The sequence below is a fragment of the Mesorhizobium sp. BH1-1-5 genome, from assembly GCF_020165615.1.
GTDB lineage: Bacteria > Pseudomonadota > Alphaproteobacteria > Rhizobiales > Rhizobiaceae > Mesorhizobium.
In genome coordinates this window covers 99,140-114,552 of sequence record NZ_JAIUIM010000007.1, presented here as the reverse complement: position 1 = coordinate 114,552, position 15,413 = coordinate 99,140, and the positions used below count along the sequence as shown (strand labels likewise).

8 protein-coding genes are annotated in these 15,413 nt (G+C 64.9%); 3 read left to right on the top strand and 5 right to left on the bottom strand.

All coding sequences use genetic code 11. From position 1 onward, the window contains the following. Positions 1-16: 16 nt before the first annotated feature. Positions 17-6,847, bottom strand: coding sequence for a hypothetical protein (locus LB572_RS34390; RefSeq protein WP_263497946.1), 6,831 nt, complete (start codon positions 6,845-6,847; stop codon positions 17-19). A gap of 749 nt (positions 6,848-7,596) precedes the next feature. Here LB572_RS34390 and LB572_RS11550 point away from each other — a divergent pair. From LB572_RS11550 to rimO, 3 genes are all read left to right on the top strand, one after another. Then, a complete protein-coding gene (locus tag LB572_RS11550; RefSeq protein ID WP_181179824.1) occupies positions 7,597-8,004 on the top strand; it encodes a DUF930 domain-containing protein in 408 nt (135 codons plus the stop codon). 169 nt (positions 8,005-8,173) lie between these two features. Beyond that, positions 8,174-8,860, top strand: a complete 687-nt coding sequence (locus LB572_RS11545) for a TerC family protein (RefSeq protein ID WP_140808647.1) — start codon at positions 8,174-8,176, stop codon at positions 8,858-8,860. A 258-nt stretch (positions 8,861-9,118) separates the two neighbouring features. Continuing rightward, positions 9,119-10,432 carry a 30S ribosomal protein S12 methylthiotransferase RimO gene (gene rimO, locus LB572_RS11540; RefSeq protein WP_224667806.1) on the top strand — a complete coding sequence of 438 codons (1,314 nt, stop codon included), beginning with the start codon at positions 9,119-9,121 and terminating at the stop codon, positions 10,430-10,432. Between the two features lie 83 nt (positions 10,433-10,515). On the opposite strand, the gene LB572_RS11535 is transcribed toward rimO, so the two are convergent. Genes LB572_RS11535 through LB572_RS11520 form a run of 4 tightly spaced genes read right to left on the bottom strand, consistent with a single transcriptional unit; the run spans position 10,516 to position 15,259 of the window. Beyond that, positions 10,516-11,583, bottom strand: a complete 1,068-nt coding sequence (locus tag LB572_RS11535) for a BMP family ABC transporter substrate-binding protein (RefSeq protein ID WP_224667805.1) — start codon at positions 11,581-11,583, stop codon at positions 10,516-10,518. Positions 11,584-11,634: 51 nt separating this feature from the next. Then, complete coding sequence (locus tag LB572_RS11530) at positions 11,635-12,555, bottom strand: ABC transporter permease (RefSeq protein ID WP_140808641.1); 921 nt, start codon at positions 12,553-12,555, stop codon at positions 11,635-11,637. Further along, positions 12,555-13,685 (bottom strand): ABC transporter permease, encoded by a 1,131-nt coding sequence (locus LB572_RS11525; protein WP_224667804.1) that lies wholly within the window; start codon positions 13,683-13,685, stop codon positions 12,555-12,557. The genes LB572_RS11530 and LB572_RS11525 overlap by 1 nt, the downstream gene beginning before the upstream one ends. Then, positions 13,682-15,259 carry an ABC transporter ATP-binding protein gene (locus tag LB572_RS11520; protein WP_224667803.1) on the bottom strand — a complete coding sequence of 526 codons (1,578 nt, stop codon included), beginning with the start codon at positions 15,257-15,259 and terminating at the stop codon, positions 13,682-13,684. Before LB572_RS11520 ends, LB572_RS11525 begins: the two co-directional genes overlap by 4 nt. Positions 15,260-15,413: the final 154 nt, after the last annotated feature.

The window sequence follows — 15,413 nt, the reverse complement described above, 5'->3', positions numbered from 1 at the left end:
TTGCTCGCCAATCCCTCTACCAGTTCACCTTCAAGCCGACATCGCCGCCATAGCTCTGCAATCCGTCGCCGAACTTGCCGTCGAAAGCTGCGAACGTCGATGTGTTTGAGCCCCAGTTCATCTTCAGGCCGGCATTGACCGCAACCGCGTCCTCGGCGGCCGAGGCGCCCTGGATGACGAAGGAGGTGCCCGGCGCCGCCTGGAAGCTCGGTTTCACCGAGCGGTCCGGCTCGAACTCATGCACCCAGGCCGCGCGGCCCCAGGCCTGCAGCGACTGGCCGTCGCCGATGCCGATCGTGGTGTCGAGTTGCAGGCCGAGCGAGACCGGCAGCGAGGTGATGACGCGGCGATCGAAGCTCAGCCCCAAAGCGCCACCGTCGGGCGAAGTCTCGTCGAAAGAGTCCATCGACAGGAATGCGAACTGCAATCCGGCGAAAGGCGTGATCGCCCCCTCGCCCACCTGCTGCCGCCAGCCAGCCTCGATGTTGGTGCCGAAGCCGGCGCTGAGGAAATTGCTGCGCCAGTTCTCGGGCGTGATGCCGGCCACCGGGTCGATCGGCGTGTCCGAACCGGGCACGGCCGTGGCCCGGTGGATGTTGTTGTTGTAGAGGCCGAAGGCAAGCGCGCCGTCGATATAGAACTGGTCCCATTTATGCGTGACATAGGCGCCGGCCTGCGCGCCGACGATGTTGCCCGAAGTCTGTCGGCCATCGACGGCAAATGAACCCGCAGAGCCGCCCAGGGCGAAGCCCACCAGCGTGTCGGGATCGCCGACGGTCTCCATGCCCGCCGCGAGATTGCCGCCCCTGTAGGTGGTGCCGGCACTGCCAGCCGCCGCACTGCCGCTGATCTCGCCGCCATTGCCGCCGGCGCTCGCCCAATAGCTCCAGCGCCGCGGGTCGGGCTGCAGGGCTTTGAACGGATCCTTCCCGGGCTTCGCCGGTTCGTCATAGGCCTGCGGTGCCGCTGTGACATCCGTCGGATCGGTGCCGAGGCCGGTGCGCCAGAAATCGGCCTGGCGGCCGATCGAGGCGAAGAAGCTTTCATAGGCGCCGAATTGTGGCTGCTCGAAACCGGAAACCCCCTCGCCCGAGACCGAATCGTAGACGGCGCCAAGCTGCTCGACGGTCGGGATATAGAACAGCGCCTCGGCGATCTTCTGGAAATCCGGCGAGGTCGGGCCGCCGCTCTGGATGGCGTTGACCGCGTTCGCGACCGGAATCTGGTTCCCGGTCAGGCCGGTGGGGGCGAAGGTGATGTCGACACCGAGATAGACATTGTTGAGGTCCGGATACTGCAGCTGATATTGCGCGACCGCGCTTTGGACCGAACTCAGCTCCAGTCCGGTGTGCGACACGCCGCCATCGGCATGCAGGATGTGGAACGTCTGGCTCCCCGGCTTCGCCGCGGCCGCATCCATGATGTTGAGGTCGATGGCGCCACCGAGATCCGCCGTGCCGGCGACGTTGATCAGGTCGGACTGCGGATCGAGGTCGACGTCGAGCTTATAGGCGCCGGTCGAGGCCTGGTTCCAATTGCCGACGAGGTTGGTCGTCATCACATTGTTGTTGCCGCCCGGCGAGAAATAGCCGCTGTCGGCGAAAAGGTTGCCGGTGCCGAGCTTGGCATCGGCGCCGGCATTGAAGGTGGCGTTGGCCTCGTTGGTGAAGCTGTTGGCGCCGGCGCCGAGATCGAAGGAACCGGTGACGGTGCCGTAATTGGTGACCGTCTCCTTGGCATCGCCGGAAAGGATCGCCCAGCCGCCGGCCGTGCCGCTCGCGGTGGTGATCGTGCCCTTGTTGCTGACCGTGTTGTTGTTGCCGTCGACGATCCAGACACCGACACCGATATGGTTTGCGTCGGTGGCGCCGCCCACGACCTTGCCGGCTGCGCTCGTCAGGTTGATGGCAATGTCGCCATTGCCTTCGGACGCCTTGCTCTGCGCGACGATGGCGCTGGTGCCCGCGGCATGGGTGACGACCGACCCTGCAAAGTCGACGGTGACATTACCGGCGACGCCCTGGAACAGCGGGTTGAGCGGATGGAGGGTGTCCTTCGTGCCGCCCGCGCTCTGCGCAAAGATGCCGATGGAGCCGCTGCCGTAGGTGTCGATAGTACCGGCATAGTCGACTTTGACAACGCCGGAGTCGCCAAAGTCGCCATTGCTGCCGACATGATAGTCGGTGATGGTCCCCAGCACCGGGACGTCGTTGCCGAGCGTGCCAAGTATACCGCCACCGCCACCGATCGACTGCGCGAAGATGCCGGCCGAGGATGAGCCGTGGGTGATGATCGCGCCACTGCCTTCAACGGTGATATCCTTGCCCGAGCCGCCGCTACCGCCGCCCTGACCGAAGGCCAGCCCAATGCCGAGATTGAGAGCCGGGATCGGCCCCATCGCTTGCTCGAGTACACGGTCGACATTGCCGGCGACACCGCCGCCGCCGCCCACCGACTGGGCGAAGATGCCGTTGGATGCCGCGCCGAAGGTCTCGATCTTGGCGTTGTCGTTGTTGATGACGTGGACGATGCCGCCATCGCCGCCACTTTTGCCCTTGCCGCCGACGCCGACCGTGCCGGTAGCGCCGATATTGGCCTTGCCGCCGACGCCGCCGCCGCCGCCCACCGACTGGGCGAAGATGCCGTTGGAATTGCTGCCCTTCGTGGTGATGTTGCCGGTGTTGGTAACCTCGACAAGACCGCCGATGCCTGACGCGCCGCCATTGCCGCCAACCGCGACGCCGAGATTGCTGTAGATCTTGGTCTTGCCCAATAGCACGTTGGCGATCAGCGCCGCCGGGATCGGGATCAGTTCGCCGGTACCGAGGAGGCCATTGCCGCCGGCGCCACCGCCGCCGCCCACGCTCTGCGCATAGATGCCGTCGGCAAGCGAACCGTTGGTCGTGATGCTGCCATCGTTGGTGACGGTCACGTGCCCGCCGTCGCCAGCCGCGCCGCCCTGGCCGCCGACCGCGACCGACATGGCGACGTTTATGAGCGCATCTGGAGGAGCCTCGCCCTTGCCGACCAGCACATTGATCGAATTGGCGCGCCCGCCGATGCCGCCGCCGCCGCCGATCGACTGCGCGAAGATGCCATAGGCGCTGTTGCCGGTGGTCACCGTGTCGCCGGCGACGTCCTTGTCGGTGGTGATGAGGCCGGTCTCGATGTTGCCATGGTTGTTGACGGTGACCTCCTCGCCGTTGCCGGCGAGCGCGCCATTGCCGCCGATGGCCACCGAGATGTTGGTGTTCTGCGCGCTCGAGCTGGTCGCGTTGGCCCAGCTTCCGACCGCCGTGATCGCGTTGCCGCCGTCGCCGCCACCGCCGCCCGCGCTCTGCGCGTAGATGCCGGCCGAGTTGTCGCCATAGGTGCGGATGGCCGCCCAGTTGTTGACCGTCGCGGTCGAGCCGTCGCCGCCGAGCGCGCCCTGGCCGCCCACGGTGACGCCGATGGACGCAAGCGGCAGGTTGCTGTTGTTGATGCCGAGGTTGACACCGATCGCGAAGCCGCCGTCGCCGCCGCCGCCGCCGATCGATTGCGCCCGGACGCCGTCGGCGCCAAGGCCCCAGGTGGTGATGGTCGAGCCGGGAACGACCTGGTCGAGCGCATTCTTGCCCGCATCGACGGTAACGGCGCCGCCGTTACCGCCTGTGCCGCCGGTGCCGCCGACGGCGACCGATATGTTAGCGCCCGGCCCCATTGAGCCGGAGCCCGACCCGGCGTAACCGCCAGTGCCGCCGCCGCCGCCGACCGATTGCGCCCAGATGCCGTGGGCCCCGGTGCCTGAGGTGGTGATGTTGCCGCCATTGACGACATGCACCGTGTCGCCGATGCTGCCATCGCCGCCGCTACCGCCGACCGCGACCGAAACGGCGACCGCCGGGATTTCCGAGGGATCGGGAGAAACCGCCACCGAGAAGGCGATGGCCCCGCCGCCATTGCCGCCGCCGCCGCCGACCGACTGCGCGAAGATGCCGTAGGCCTTGATGCCCGAAGTGGTGATGTTACCCTGATTGCTGACCGTGACGGTGCCGCCGCTGCTGCCGTCGCCGGCATCGCCGCCGATGGCGGCCGATATCGCGCCGACCGCGAGCGCGCCGGCAATGGAGAAGCCGCCATTGCCGCCGCCGCCGCCAAGGCTCTGCGCGTTGATGCCGATCGAACCGTCCGCATGGGTGATGATCGAGGAGCCATTGTTGACGGTGACGGCCTTGGCGATACCACCCGCGGCTCCCTTGCCGCCGAGGGTGACGGTCAGCGCGACCGCGCCGATCGTGCCGCCGCCGGCAAAGCCGCCATTGCCGCCGCCGCCGCCGACCGACTGCGCGAAGATGCCGTGAGCCTGGAGGCCGAAGGTCTCGATCGTGCCGCCCGTGGTGTTGACGGTGACGATGTCGCCGCTGCCTCCGACATCGGCCGCGCCGCCCATGGCGAGGCCGAAATTGAACGCGCCGCCGCCGCTCACCGCGACGGCGCCGCCGCCATCGCCACCGCCGCCGCCAACCGACTGCGCGAAGATGCCATAGGCGCCGTCGCCCTGGGTGGTGATGTCGCCCTTGTAGTTGACGGTCACGTCCTTGCCGTCGCCGCCAGGGCCGCCCTTGCCGCCAAGCGCGAAGCTGGCGCCGGCGCCTGAGGTGGCGCTCGAGACCGCGACTGCAAGGCCTCCCCTGCCACCGCCACCGCCGACCGATTGCGCGAAGACGCCATAGGCCTTGGCGCCCGTTACGACGGTTTGGCCCAGAATGTTGGTCGTGCGCGTGCCGGTGCTGATGTCGGAAGCGACGAGGCCGCTGAGATTGCCCGGCGTGGCCACGTGATTGACCTCGACCGATCCGCCGTTGCCGCCCTTGTCGCCGGAACCGCCAATGGCGATCGCCACGGCTTCGCCGACTGTATAGGAGCCGCCGCCATTGCCGCCGCCGCCGCCCAGCGACTGGGCGAGGATACCGACCGAATTGTCGCCGCTTGTCGTCAAGTGGTTTGAGGAATTGACGATGACGTTCTGGCCGTCGCCGCCTCCGCCCCCGGAGCCGCCGATGGAGAAGAGGCCGCCGCTGGAACCGCCATCGCCGCCGCCGCCGCCGATCGATTCCGCCTGGATGGCGGTGCCCGCCGTGTTGATGATGCCGGTGTTGTTGACGGTGACCGTGCCGCCATTGCTGGTGGAGGAGCCTTTGCCGCCGATGGCGACGAGGCCGCCAGAATCGCCGCCATTGCCGCCGCCGCCGCCGATAGACTGGGCATAGATGCCGCGCGCCTTCGGTCCGGTGGTGATGAGCGTGCCGTCATTGGTGACGGTCACCGATCCGCCCATGCCGCCCGCATCGCCTTCGCCCCCGATGGCGACTAGGCCGCCGCTGCCCGAGCCGTTGCCGCCGCCGCCGCCGATCGATTGCGCCACGATCGCGTCGGCGCCGACATCCTTGATGGTTGGACCGAGATCCGTGACGCTCGTGTCCGTGCCGCCATATGTCGTGACGTTCCCGTGGTTGGTGACGATGACGGTCTTGCCGTCGCCGCCGGAGCCGGCATCGCCACCGATGGCTACGAGGCCGCCGGCGCCGCCCGCATCGCCGCCGCCACCGCCGATCGACTGCGCCAGGATACCGAAGGCGCCGACGCCGTAGGTCGTGATGTTGCCGCCGCCATTGTTGTTGACGGTCACGGTGTCGCCGGTGCCGCCGCCGGCGCCGAGCTTGTTGCCAAGCGCGACGATGCCGCCGGAATCGCCGGCATTGCCGCCGCTGCCGCCGAGCGACTGCGCCCAGATGCCGTAGGACCGAGCGCCCTTGGTCTCGATGACGCCGGTGTTGGTGACGGTGACGGTGCCGCCATTGCCGCCGGCCGAGGCGGAGCCGGGCTGGCCGACGATGCCGAAGCTGTCGCCGCCCGAGCCGCCGCCGCCGCCGATCGATTGCGCAAAAATGCCGACGGACTTGTCCTGGTTGGTGGTGATCTGGCCGCTGTTGGTGACAATGACCGTGCCGCCTTTCGTCGGCGGACCGCCGGCGCCGCCCTCGCTCAGGATGTAGCCATTGCCGCCGGCGCCGCCCTGGCCGCCCTTGCTCATCACGAAGATGCCGTCGGCTCCGACCGCATCGGTGGTGATCGTCGCCGCCGAGTTCAGCGTGATGTCGCCGCCCTGGCCGGCAGCGCCGCCCTGGCGGGCCTTCTGGTTGCCGTAGGAGTCGCCGCCGTTGCCGCCGTCGCCACCAATGCTGACGATTTCGACCGCGGCTTTGCCGTCCTGGCTGGAACTGTAGCTCTTGTCGAAACCCAGCGTGTCGTTGATCATCGGCCCGTTGCCGCCCGGCTGGCCGTCCGAGCCGCTCACGCCAATAGTCAGGCTGCCGAGGATGCCGAAATCGATGACAATGCCATAGGCGTTCGAGCCTCCGGAACCGTTGGAGCCGGTCTGGCGGTCGACGAAGCGCACGTCGTTGCCCGAGGTCACCGTGCCGCCGGTGCCGGACGCGCCAGCGCCACCGCCATCTATCTTAACGTTGTCCCGATAGGTGGTGAGCGTGGTTGTCGTGGAGTCCTTGTCGTTCGTGAGCACGATGCCGGTGTAGTAGTCGGTGCCGTTCACGTTCGTCTTGGTGTAGGACGCGACCGTGTAGGTTATTCCGCCGGAGACGTAAGAGCTTCCGACGGCGGGCGGCGAAACAATGACGGCGTTGAAGGTGGGCTTGCCGTCTTGGTCAGGGGCGCCCTGGGTCACCACCCAGCCATTGGACGGCGACGGGATCTGGACGACCTTCTCGAATTGCTGGGTGCCGGTATTGTACACTAGGTCGTTGACCGCCACGGCGAACGCGCTGCCCATAGGCAGAAGCAGCATTGTGCCCGTGAGCATCCCGAACACACTCGATCGGGCGGACCGTCGCAGAGCCTTCAGGCCGACAGCAGGCAAAGTGACAATCATCATTGCCGCGGTTGAGACCCAAGGCCTATCGACGCCGGCCAGCGCTGACTTTGGGGCAATCAACAGGGACTGCGCAGCGATTGCTGTTGGACCGGCGTGAGGGCTAGGCAAAACACGTCCCAGGCCGAACTTCGACCCCTTGGCCGTCTCGATCTTCGCCATTGCCGCAGTCCCCCCGGGTCGACCAACCCGTCCCCGTCCGGCCATGGCGTGACCCAGGGGAAGCGCCTTGTCAACTTCGCTTCAATTGCAAGCCGGCGGTTGAGATCACGGATTTGTTATCAGGATCAAGTAATCCGACTCGCGATCTATCGCCGCGGAAAGTATTGAACCATTTGGATTTTCTAGCTTTTCCTGCCGCACGCCCTCCGACAATGAAGAGGCGACCGATATGCCATTCGGCCGAAAGGCGCTCCGCGGATGGCTATCCAGGAGCGGTTTTCAGGGGTGACTTTTTCTGGGCATATCATGGCCTGAATGCAGGAAAAGCACGACGCGACGCACCCTGTGTCACCTAGACATTCCCCGCCTATTAGCGATTCTGCGGATGGCAGCGACCAGCGGTTGCATGATGGGTGCATTTGTCGGAACCGAAGCTCCCCCGGCGCGTCGCGTGGTGGTCAACGCTTGGTGAAGCAGCGTTCATTTGATTTCTCGGACAAAATATGCTGCTTCTCGCGCCCATGAAGAAGCTCTGCCTGATGGTTCTGGCGTCTCTGACGCTGGTCTTGCCGGCCAAGGCGATGGACAATGCGTTGCGCGCCGGCCTGATGAAACTCGACCCGCAGACCCGCCTCGAACAGCGGTGTGACGCAGAGGTGCTCGACCGGATCAGTCACGACGATCGCAACTACAAGGCCGACCGCGTCGTGGCCTACGCCTTCGCCACCCCACAGATGAGCGCCGACGCCATCAAGAGCTCTGGCGCCGCCTTCCGCAGCAAGGGCCAATGGTACCGGCTGAAGTTCAAATGCCAGACCGCGCCTGACCACATGCAGGTGCTGCAGTTCCGCTACAAGATCGGCGACGAAATCCCGGAAGCCGACTGGGCCAAATACAATCTCTACGATTAGTTTTTCGGCCTGCCCGCCTTGCCGGCGACCACCCCAAATCCTTGAGTGCTTGCGCCGGCGGCGTTGTTTTCCGGCGATGTCCAAACCTGCGCCTTGACGCCGGTGGACCATGCCTTTAGGCCCGTCGGGATAAAGGGCTATGTTCATTTCAGGCAAGGATTTCTAGTCGATGGAAATATTCACTGCCGCAGGCCTTTCAGCCCTCCTCCAGGTCGTGGCAATCGATCTCGCGCTCGCCGGCGACAACGCGATTGTGATCGGCCTCGCGGCGGCCGGCCTTCCCGCGGACCAGCGCAAGCGCGCGATCCTGGTCGGCATCGCGGCAGCCACCGTCCTGCGCATCATCTTTGCCCTGATCACGCAATGGCTGCTGAGCATCGGCCCGATGCTGCTTATCGCCGGCGGGCTTCTGCTTCTGTGGGTGTGCTGGAAGATGTGGCGTGAACTGCGCGTCAGCCATGACGACGAGCGCGACGCGACCGAAGCGCTGTCGAACAGCGATTACAACAAGGACGGTTCCGTCGCGGGCAAGGGAGCGCGCAAGACCTTCTCGCAGGCCGCCTGGCAGATCGTCATCGCCGACGTCTCGATGTCGCTCGACAACGTACTCGCCGTGGCCGGCGCCGCCATGAAGCATCCCACCGTACTGATAATCGGGCTGGCCCTTTCGATCGCGCTGATGGGCTTTGCCGCATCCTTTGTCGCGCGCCTGCTGCACAGGTATCGCTGGATCGCCTATATCGGCCTGCTGATCATTCTTTACGTCGCGGTGAACATGCTTCTCGGAGGCGCCGTGCAGCAGTTTCCAGACCATTTTGCCTTCCTGGCGCCATTGTTCGGGCCGGACAGCCACTGAGGCAAGCGAGCAGCGGTCGGTCGACAGGCAGTTTGCTTCTCAGGCGAAGCGTGCTATTGCGCCGCGCGAAAACGGCTCAAAGCCGCGCACCTAGAGCAATTCCAGGATAAGTGTGAGCGGTTTTCCGTCCGGAATTGCGTTAAAACAAAGGGATAGAGCGTTTCGCCGTTTCCGTGAAACGGTGGAAACGCCCTAGATCGATCTTCAGAGCCAAAGGCTCAATTCTCGATCTCGCCCTCATCTCTTGGAAACAAATCTATGTCCGCCCCACGCGTCAGTTTCGTCAGTCTTGGATGCCCGAAGGCGCTCGTCGATTCCGAGCGCATCATCACGCGGCTGCGCGCCGAGGGCTATGAGATCGCGCGCAAGCATGACGGCGCCGACCTTGTCGTCGTCAACACCTGCGGCTTCCTCGATTCCGCGCGCGACGAGTCGCTCAACGCCATCGGCTCCGCCCTTTCCGAAAACGGCCGCGTCATCGTCACCGGCTGTCTCGGCGCCGAGCCGGACGTGATCCGCGAGAAGCATCCCAACGTGCTGGCGATCACCGGCCCGCAGGCCTATGAGAGCGTGATGGCGGCGGTGCACGAGGCGGCGCCGCCCAGCCACGATCCCTACATCGATCTGCTGCCGCCGCAAGGCGTGAAGCTGACGCCGCGCCACTATGCCTACCTGAAGATTTCCGAGGGCTGCAACAACCGCTGCACCTTCTGCATCATTCCCGCACTGCGCGGCGATCTCGTCTCGCGCCCTGCCGCGGACGTGCTGCGCGAAGCCGAAAAGCTCGCCAAGGCCGGCGTCAAGGAAATCCTCGTCATCTCGCAGGACACCAGCGCCTACGGCATCGACATCAAGTACCAAACGTCGATGTTCGGCGACCGTGAGGTGCGGGCTAAATTCCTCGACCTCGCCGAGGAATTAGGCAAGCTCGGCATCTGGGTGCGCATGCATTACGTGTATCCCTACCCGCATGTCGCCGACGTCATTCCGCTGATGGCGGAGGGAAAGATCCTTCCCTATCTCGACATCCCCTTCCAGCATGCCTCGCCACAGGTGCTGAAGAACATGCGCCGGCCCGCGCATGGCGAAAAGACGCTGGACCGCATCCGCGGCTGGCGCGAGGTCTGCCCCGACCTCGCCATCCGTTCGACGTTCATCGTCGGCTTCCCCGGCGAGACCGAAGACGATTTTCAGATGCTGCTCGACTGGCTGGACGAGGCCAAGATCGATCGCGCCGGTTGCTTCAAATACGAACCGGTCAGGGGCGCGCGCTCCAACGACCTCGGACTGGAGCAGGTGCCGCAGGACATCAAGGAAGCGCGCTGGCACCGCTTCATGCAGCGCCAGCAGAAGATCTCGGCTGCGCAGTTGGCCAAAAAGGTCGGCAAGCGCCTGCCGGTGCTGATCGATGAGGCGCATGGCATATCCGGCAAAGGCCGCACCAAATACGACGCGCCAGAGATCGACGGCTCGGTGCACATCCAGTCGCGGCGGCCGCTGCGCGCCGGCGAAATCGTCACGGTGAAGATCGACCGCGCGGATGCGTATGACCTTTATGGCTCGGCGGTCTGACAGCCTGCGCGAACCCACGCGCAGCTTCAAAGAAAAAGGGCGCCCCGGGCGCCCTTTTCCGTTTCGGTTCCGCGACTTGCCGCCTACTGGGGCAGCTTGTCGTCGATGCCCTTGACGTAGAAATTCATGCCGAGCAGCGTGCCGTCGTCGGCGACCTCGCCGTCCTTCAACCAGGCGGATCCATCCTGCTTGGAGACAGGTCCGGTGAAGGGGTTCCAGCCGCCGGCAATCTTCTTCTCGGTTGCCTGTGCCATCGCCTTCACGTCGTCAGGCATATTGGTGTAGGGCGCGAGCTTGACCGCGCCGTCCTTGATGCCGAGCCAGACATTGTCCGGCTTCCAGGTTCCGTCGAGCGCGGCCTGGACGCGGCTGATATAGTACGGGCCCCATTCGTCGGTCAGCGAGGTCAGCTGCGCGTTCGGCGCAAACTTGATCATGTCGGACGATTGGCCGAAGCCGTGCAGCTTGCGCTCCTCGGCGACCTGCAGCGCGGCGGTCGAGTCGGTATGCTGGACGATGATGTCGGCGCCCTGGTCGAACAGCGCCTTGGCGGCGTCGGCTTCCTTGCCAGGGTCGAACCAGGAGTTCACCCACACGATCTTCACCTTGAAGTCGGGATTGATCGACTGGGCGCCGAGGATGAAGGAGTTGATGCCCATCACCACTTCCGGGATCGGGAAGGAGACGATGTAGCCGGCGAGGCCCTTCTTCGATTCCTTGGCCGCGATCTGGCCGAGCACATAGCGACCTTCATAGAAGCGGGCATTATAGATGCCGAGATTGTCGCCGGTCTTGAAGCCGGTGGCATGCTCGAACATCACCTTCGGGAACTTCTTGGCGACCTTCACTTCGGCATCCATGAAGCCGAAGGAGGTGCCGAAGATGATCTTGCAGTTCTCGCGCGCCAGGCGCTCGAAAGCGCGATCGGCGTCGGGGCCTTCCGACACGTTTTCGAGATAGGCGGTCTCGACCTTGTCGCCCAGCGCCTTTTCGACCTCGAGGCGGCCCTGGTCGTGCTGGTAGGAGTAGCCGAAGTCGCCGATCGGACCCGTGTAGACCCAGCACGCCTTCAGCTTGTCGGCGGCCTCGGCGGTTACCGCCAGCGACAGGGCCGCCGCCGTGGTCATCAACGCAATAAGCAGTTTTTTCATTGTGTTACCTCTCTGAGTTAAGCCTTGGAGCTTCCCGTCTTTTTGTTATCGTCAACGATCCGGAACGAATGGCTGCCCCAACGAAGCCGGCGTGTTCATCATCGTCAGCCGCTTGTTGCGGGAGATTAGAACGAGAACCACGATGGTTGCCAGATAGGGCAGCGAAGAAAGAAACTGCGAAGGCACAGGAATGCCAAAAGCCTGTGCATGAAGCTGGCCGATCCACACTGCGCCGAAGATATAGGCGCCGGCCAGCACCCGCCACGGGCGCCAGGAAGCGAACACCACCAGCGCCAGCGCGATCCAGCCGCGGCCCGCGCTCATGTTCTCCACCCATTGCGGCGTGTAGACCAGCGACAGATGCCCGCCAGCAAGGCCAGCGCAGGCGCCGCCGAACATCACGGCGAGATAGCGGTAGCGGATGACCTTGATGCCAAGCGCATGCGCCGACGTATGGCTGTCGCCGATCGAGCGGAGCGTCAGGCCGGTGCGCGTCCTGAACAGGAACCACATCACCGCTGCGGTCAGAGCGATCGAGATGTAGAAGACCGGATCCTGGCCGAAGATCAGCCTGCCCACCACCGGGATCGAGCTGATCACCGGGATATCGAGATTGGGCAATCTGACGCCTGGCTGACCGACGAAGCTGGTGCCGATCATGCCCGACAGGCCGAGGCCGAGCAGCGTCAGCGACAGGCCGGTCGCCACCTGGTTGGTCGCGAGCGACAACGTCATGACAGCGAACAGCAGCGAGAACAGCGCGCCGACGATGATTGCGGCAAGCAGGCCGATCCATGGCGATCCGGTGAGGTAGCCGGCGCCGAAGCCGCCGACGGCGCCCATGATCATCATGCCCTCGACGCCGAGATTGAGCACGCCGGAGCGTTCGACCACCAGTTCGCCGATCGCCGCGATCAGAAGCGGCGTCGCCGCGGTCGCGATGGTCAAAAGGATGTTGACGGTGATGTCCATCAGCGGGCCTCCTCGAGCTTGGGCGCCGCTTCGAGTTGCGCCGCGCCGTTCGGCTTCGTCAGCGCCATGCCGATCAGGCGAATGCGGTAATGGATGAGCGTGTCGCAGCCGAGCACGAAGAACAAAAGCATGCCCTGGAAAACGCGCGCCACCTTGTCGGAAATGCCGAGGGCGCTTTGAACCGCCTCGCCGCCGAGATAGGTCAGCGCCAGCACAAGGCCCGCGGCGACGATGCCAAGCGGATTGAGCCTGCCGAGGAAGGCGACGATGATGGCGGTGAAGCCATAACCGGGCGAGATCACCGGCTGCAATTGGCCGATGGCGCCGGACACTTCCGAGATACCCGCCAGACCGGCCAGCGCGCCGGACAGAAGGAAGGTGAAGAACACCATCCGGTTGAAGCCGAAGCCGGCAAAGCGCCCTGCCCTTGGGCTGGAGCCCAGCACGCGCACCTCGAAACCTTTCAGCATCCGGCTCATCATCAGCCAGACCAGCACGGCGGCGACCAGGGCGAAGACGAAGCCCCAATTGGCGCGGCCGGCATCGGGCATCAGCTCGGGCAGCACCGCCGAGTCGCCGAACTGGATGGTCTGCGGAAAGCCATGGCCCTGCGGATCGCGCCATGGACCGCGCACCAGCCAGTCGAGGAAGAGCTGCGCGACATAGACCAGCATCAGGCTGGTCAGGATCTCGTTGGTGCTGAAGCGGGTCTTCAACAACGCAGGGATGGAGGCGTAGAACGCGCCGCCGACCATGCCGAGCAGAAGCATCAGCGGGATCACCAGCGGACCTTCGAACTGCGGGAACAGCACCGGGATGATCGAGCCGAAGATCGCGCCGAATATGAACTGGCCTTCGGCGCCGATGTTCCAGATGTTGGCCTTGTAGCAGACCGACAGGCCGACCGCGATCAGGATCAGCGGTGCTGCCTTGATCGCCAGCTCATGCAACTGCCAGACCTGGCTGATCGGCTCGACGAAATAGACCTCGAAGGCATTGAGCGGATTGACGCCGAGCAATGCGAACATGATGGCCCCGGCAATGATCGTCAGCGCGAAGGCGATGAAGGGCGACAGCATGGAGAACAGCGCCGAGCGCTGCGGGCGTTTGACGAGTTCGATGCGCATCATGCCACCTCCATTGCGTGTTCGGCGTGGCCGGGCTCGGCGCCGCCCATCAACAGGCCGATCTTCTCGAAAGTCGCCTCGGCGATCGGCAGCGGCTTCGACAATTCTCCGTTGTGCATGACGCCAATCGCATCCGACAGCTCGAACAATTCGTCGAGGTCCTGACTGATGACCAGGACCGCCGAGCCGCTGCGGGCAAGCTCGATCAAGGCCTGGCGGATGTGGGCGGCCGCACCGGCGTCGACGCCCCAGGTCGGCTGGTTGACGATCATGACGCTCGGCTTGCGGTCGAGTTCGCGGCCGACGATGAATTTCTGCAGATTGCCACCCGAAAGCGCGGCCGCTTCGGGATCGGGCGCGCTCTTGCGCACGTCCATGGCGGTGATGATGCGCTGGGCGGCGCTGTAGACGGCACCGTTCTTGACCATGCCGCCCGAGCCGACGAAAGCCTTGCCGTCGGTGGCGTGGCGGGACAGAAGCAGGTTCTCCGAAAGCTTCATGCGCGGCGCCGCGCCGTGGCCGAGGCGCTCTTCCGGCACGAAGGCGGCTCCCATCAGCCGGCGGCCGGTGATCGAAAGACCCCCGGCGTCCTTGCCGCGAATGCGCACGGAACCGGCATCCTGCTGCAGCACTTCGCCGGAGACGGATTCGAAGAATTCGCCCTGGCCGTTGCCGGCGACACCGGCGATGCCGATCACTTCGCCGGCGCGCACGGTGAGGTTGATGTTCTTGAGCGGGATGGCGAAGGGCGTCGCCGGCTTGCGGCTGAGGCTACGGATTTCCAAGAGTGCCGGCGCGGTTTCGATGCCGTCTGCCGGCGCGCGCACCACGGCCTTCACTTCGCTGCCGACCATCATGCGGGCAAGCGATGCGGCGGTCTCCTCACGCGGGTTGCAGTGGCCGACAACCTTGCCGTGGCGGAGCACCGTGGCGCGGTCGCAGATGCGTTTGACCTCTTCCAGCCGGTGCGAGATGTAGAGGATCGACTTGCCTTCCGAGCGCAGGCGCTCCAGCGTCTCGAACAGCTTGTCGGCCTCCTGCGGCGTCAGCACCGAGGTCGGCTCGTCGAGGATGATGAGCTGCGGCGTCTGCAAGAGGCAGCGGATGATCTCGATGCGCTGGCGTTCGCCGACCGAGAGGTCTCCGACCAGCGAGTCCGGATCGAGCGGCAGGCCATAGCTGAAGGACAGCGCCCTCGCTTTGGCGGCAATCGTGCTGATCGGCGAACCGTCATTGAGCGAAAGCGCGATGTTTTCGGCCGCCGTCAGCGCCTCGAACAGCGAGAAGTGCTGGAACACCATGCCGATGCCGAGCTTCTTGGCCACGCCCGGGCTGGTGATCTTGACCGGGCTGCCATCCCAGAAGATCTCGCCCGAATTCGGTTCGAGCGATCCGAACAGCATCTTGACCAGCGTCGACTTGCCGGCGCCGTTCTCGCCGAGCAGCGCGTGGATCTCGCCTTTGGCGATATTGAGATCGATGTGATCGCACGCGGTCAGCATGCCAAAAATCTTGGTTAGGCCACGAACCTCGAGCAGGTTCGCCCTGTCATGATTTGCACTCACAGTGCCTCCCATCCAGTTTCCCGGATATGTTCTGTGTTCCCGAAAGCATGGTATGCGCGGCCGGCTCCCATCGGAAAGCAGCACCCAACTTGAAAGAGCTTCAAGAATTTCAGCGGAAACTCAAGGGCTAAGATAGACCTCTTGGGAACGACGGCAAATCCGCAGC

What these genes read in the sequence shown, in the direction of transcription:
- LB572_RS34390 (WP_263497946.1), bottom strand. Translation starts at nt 6,847, where the DNA reads ATGCTGCTTCTGCCTATGGGCAGCGCGTTCGCCGTGGCGGTCAACGAC.
- LB572_RS11550 (WP_181179824.1), top strand. Translation starts at nt 7,597, where the DNA reads ATGCTGCTTCTCGCGCCCATGAAGAAGCTCTGCCTGATGGTTCTGGCG.
- LB572_RS11545 (WP_140808647.1), top strand. Translation starts at nt 8,174, where the DNA reads ATGGAAATATTCACTGCCGCAGGCCTTTCAGCCCTCCTCCAGGTCGTG.
- rimO (WP_224667806.1), top strand. Translation starts at nt 9,119, where the DNA reads ATGTCCGCCCCACGCGTCAGTTTCGTCAGTCTTGGATGCCCGAAGGCG.
- LB572_RS11535 (WP_224667805.1), bottom strand. Translation starts at nt 11,583, where the DNA reads ATGAAAAAACTGCTTATTGCGTTGATGACCACGGCGGCGGCCCTGTCG.
- LB572_RS11530 (WP_140808641.1), bottom strand. Translation starts at nt 12,555, where the DNA reads ATGGACATCACCGTCAACATCCTTTTGACCATCGCGACCGCGGCGACG.
- LB572_RS11525 (WP_224667804.1), bottom strand. Translation starts at nt 13,685, where the DNA reads ATGATGCGCATCGAACTCGTCAAACGCCCGCAGCGCTCGGCGCTGTTC.
- LB572_RS11520 (WP_224667803.1), bottom strand. Translation starts at nt 15,259, where the DNA reads ATGGGAGGCACTGTGAGTGCAAATCATGACAGGGCGAACCTGCTCGAG.